Here is a 3276-nt window from a genome sequence, read left to right on the forward strand (position 1 = left end):
TCAGTGTTCAAGCTGAAGGAGTATTTACCGTCCCGATTGAGCCTGTCTCAACCTGAGTGAACAGACAGCAATCTAAGAGTAAGAAGGTATTGGTCACTGTCCTCTGGATAAGCAAATGGTAAAACCTGCTTTGCCTCTACGGGAGCGAAAACCGGGGTCGGAAAACCGGGGTCGGGTCTTGATTCTTGATCTAATCGTCTCACACTTCCACTTCGAGAGTTTCACATCATCATGATTAATAGTCATATCAAATCCTTATGCTTTTTTTGATGTAAATAGTGAATGGGTTGAGTCAGGAAGGAACTTGTGTAAAGAAGCGGGAGTCTTAAGCTGTGATTCAATAACTTGATGAATTTATGAATTAATGACTGATCCAGATTTTAACTTACAAGGCTGTTATTCGAATTTTCTCACCGCATATGATGCTGTTATGTCCGGCGGTAAGTCACTTTCCAATCGCTATACACAAAAAAATGCTATAGCATTCGGTCAGAAAGTGGAACAGACGGTCCCAATCAATAACACCTCAATACCCGATGAGGATAGATTCCAAAACCGATTCGATGATTCAAGAATTAAACAAATGTCAATCACTATTCTTGATTCTAAAGAAATCTGTCTGGATGAGCCCTTTGAATTATCCGTAAGACCAGAAACATTTCAAAAAGCCGATAGTGGCACTGCATCAGAAATTGTTAATAACAGCCATCAGTATTCTAACGTGATGGAGCAAATCAGTCCGATAATTCAAGCTGATAACTTGAGTAATAAGTCTGTTTCAAACCCATCTAAAAAAATAACTGACAACAAAGCCTCACGATTGGAGTGCGGAAGGAAGTACCAAAGGGAGCGTCGCAAAGATCCCGCTTTCGCAGAGCGCAAAAGGCAGTACCACAGGGAGTACCAAAGGGAGCGTCGCAAAGATCCCGCTTTCGCAGAGCGCGAAAGGAAACGCCAAAGGGAGAACCTAAGGGAGCGTCGCAAAGATCCCACTTTCGCAGAGCGCGAAAGGAAGCGCCAAAGGGAGCGTCGCAAAGATCCTGCTTTCGCAGAGTACCAAAGGGAGTACCAAAGGGAGTACCAAAGGGAGTACCAAAGGGAGCGTCGCAAAGATCCTGCTTTCGCAGGGTACCAAAGGCAGTACCAAAGGGAGTACCAAAGGGAGCGTCGCAAAGATCCTGCTTTCGCAGAGCACCAAAGGGAGTACCAAAGGGAGCGTCGCAAAGATCCTGCTTTCGCAGAGTACCAAAGGCAGTACCAAAGGGAGCGTCGCAAAGATCCTGCTTTCGCAGAGTACCAAAGGGAGTACCAAAGGGAGCGTCGCAAAGATCCCGTCCTCGCACAGGGGCACAGAATCTATATGAATACTTACAACAGAATCAAAAAACAAACCGCCAACAAGGAAGAAGCTTCAAAGCAAGCTAAGATCGCAAGAGAGCAGTATCTCCAGTCAATCCATTCAGCTGGAAACTCCGGTGAATTAACACTGACTTCTAATTCAGATGAAACAAACCAGAGTCCCAGTAAAAATTCAGATGGCACTCTCCCTGCCAATTTTCAGTGTTCAAGCTGAAGGAATATTTACCGTCCCGATTGAGCCTGTCTCAACCTGAGTGAACAGACAGCAATCTAAGAGTAAGAAGGTATTGGTCACTGTCCGCTGGATAAGCAAACGGTAAAACCTGCTTTGCCTCTACGGGAGCGCCGTTAGACCGATCAAAGATAACGGAGATCTGCCGACTATCTGGAAGCGTTAGAGTCATCGTTTTATTGGCAGCTTTGGAGAGAGCAAACAAGTTCTTAACCGTCAGCCGGGAAACCCAACCAGCCTCACCATTGCCAGAGAGAATGATTGGCCTGCCGTGGCTTAGTTGACCTTCTTGAATTAGGGAAAACCAGGGTCGGGTCTTGATTCTTGATCTAATCGTCTCACACTTCCACTTCGAGAGTTTCACATCATCATGATTAATATTCATATCAAATCCTTATGCTTTTTTTGATGTAAATAGTGAATGGGTTGTTTCAGGAAGGAACTTGTGTAACGTAGCGGGAGTCTTAAGCTGTGATTCAATAACTTGATGAATTTATGAATTAATGACTGATCCAGATTTTAACTTACAAGGCTCTTATTCGAGTGTTCTAACTGCATATGACGCTGCTATGCCCTGCGGTAAGTCATTTTCCAAGGGCTGTACACAAAAAAACGCTACAGCATTCGGTCAGAAAGTGGAACAAACGCCCCCAATCAATAACACCTCAATACCCGATGAGGATAGATTCCAAAACCGATTCGATGATTCAAGAATTAAACAAATGTCAATCACTATTCTTGATTCTAAAGAAATCTGTCTGGATGAGCCCTTTGAATTATCCGTAAGACCAGAAACATTTCAAAAAGCCGATAGTGGCACTGCATCAGAAATTGTTAATAACAGCCATCAGTATTCTAACGTGATGGAGCAAATCAGTCCGATAATTCACGCTGATAACTTGAGTAATAAGTCTGTTTCAAACCCACCAGAAAAAATAACCGACAACAAAGCCTCTCGGTTGGAGCACCGAAGGAAGTACCAAAGGGAGTACCAAAGGGAGCGTCGCAAAGATCCCGCTTTCGCAGAGCGCGAAAGGCAGTACCACAGGGAGTACCAAAGGGACCGTCGCAAAGATCCCGCTTTCGCAGAGAGCGAAAGGAAACGCCAAAGGGAGTACCAAAGGGAGTACCTAAGGGAGCGTCGCAAAGACCCCGCTTTCGCAGAGCGCGAAAGGAAACGCCAAAGGGAGCGTCGCAAAGATCCTGCTTTCGCAGAGTACCAAAGGGAGTACCAAAGGGAGCGTCGCAAAGATCCCGTCCTCGCAGAGGGGCAAAGAATCTATATGAGTACTTACAACAGAATCAAAAAACAAACCGCCAACAAGGAAGAAGCTTCAAAGCAAGCGAAAATCGCAAAAGAGCAGTATCTCCAGTCAATCCATTCAGCTGGAAACTCCGGTGAGTTAACACTGACTTCTAATTCAGTTGGAACAAACCAGAGTTCCAGTAAAAATTCAGATGGCACTCTCCCTGCCACTTTTCAGTCTTCAAGCTGAAGGAATATTTACCGTCTCGATTGAGCCTGTTTCAACCTGAGTGAACATGCGTTTCCTGAATACGGCTCGTTTCTTCTTCTGGCTCGCCGGGTACGGGAGATGCTCCGATAAAAGTCGTCACCAAAGGAGCGCTAATCTGCATTTCCACCTTACGCCGGGTAAAATCTATATATTCCGCTCCAGTGAAAT

The 3276-nt window shown here is 45.1% G+C and carries 3 protein-coding genes; 2 read left to right on the top strand and 1 reads right to left on the bottom strand.

All coding sequences use genetic code 11. The features are described 5' to 3' along the window. Positions 1-583: 583 nt before the first annotated feature. Positions 584-1573 (top strand): hypothetical protein, encoded by a 990-nt coding sequence (locus J7438_RS24825; RefSeq protein WP_209278730.1) that lies wholly within the window; start codon positions 584-586, stop codon positions 1571-1573. A gap of 31 nt (positions 1574-1604) precedes the next feature. Here J7438_RS24825 and J7438_RS24830 read toward each other — a convergent pair whose 3' ends face one another. Beyond that, a complete protein-coding gene (locus J7438_RS24830) occupies positions 1605-1976 on the bottom strand; it encodes a hypothetical protein (RefSeq protein ID WP_209278731.1) in 372 nt (123 codons plus the stop codon). 337 nt (positions 1977-2313) lie between these two features. Here J7438_RS24830 and J7438_RS24835 point away from each other — a divergent pair, with 337 nt between their 5' ends. Further along, complete coding sequence (locus tag J7438_RS24835; protein ID WP_209278732.1) at positions 2314-3087, top strand: hypothetical protein; 774 nt, start codon at positions 2314-2316, stop codon at positions 3085-3087. The last annotated feature ends 189 nt before the right edge of the window (positions 3088-3276 follow it).

This window comes from Thalassotalea sp. G20_0, from assembly GCF_017744175.1.
Classification (GTDB): domain Bacteria; phylum Pseudomonadota; class Gammaproteobacteria; order Pseudomonadales; family Endozoicomonadaceae; genus Endozoicomonas.

Coding starts and splice junctions, on each gene's coding strand:
- J7438_RS24830 (WP_209278731.1), bottom strand. CDS start 1,976: ATGAATATTAATCATGATGATGTGAAACTCTCGAAGTGGAAGTGTGAG.
- J7438_RS24835 (WP_209278732.1), top strand. CDS start 2,314: ATGTCAATCACTATTCTTGATTCTAAAGAAATCTGTCTGGATGAGCCC.
- J7438_RS24825 (WP_209278730.1), top strand. CDS start 584: ATGTCAATCACTATTCTTGATTCTAAAGAAATCTGTCTGGATGAGCCC.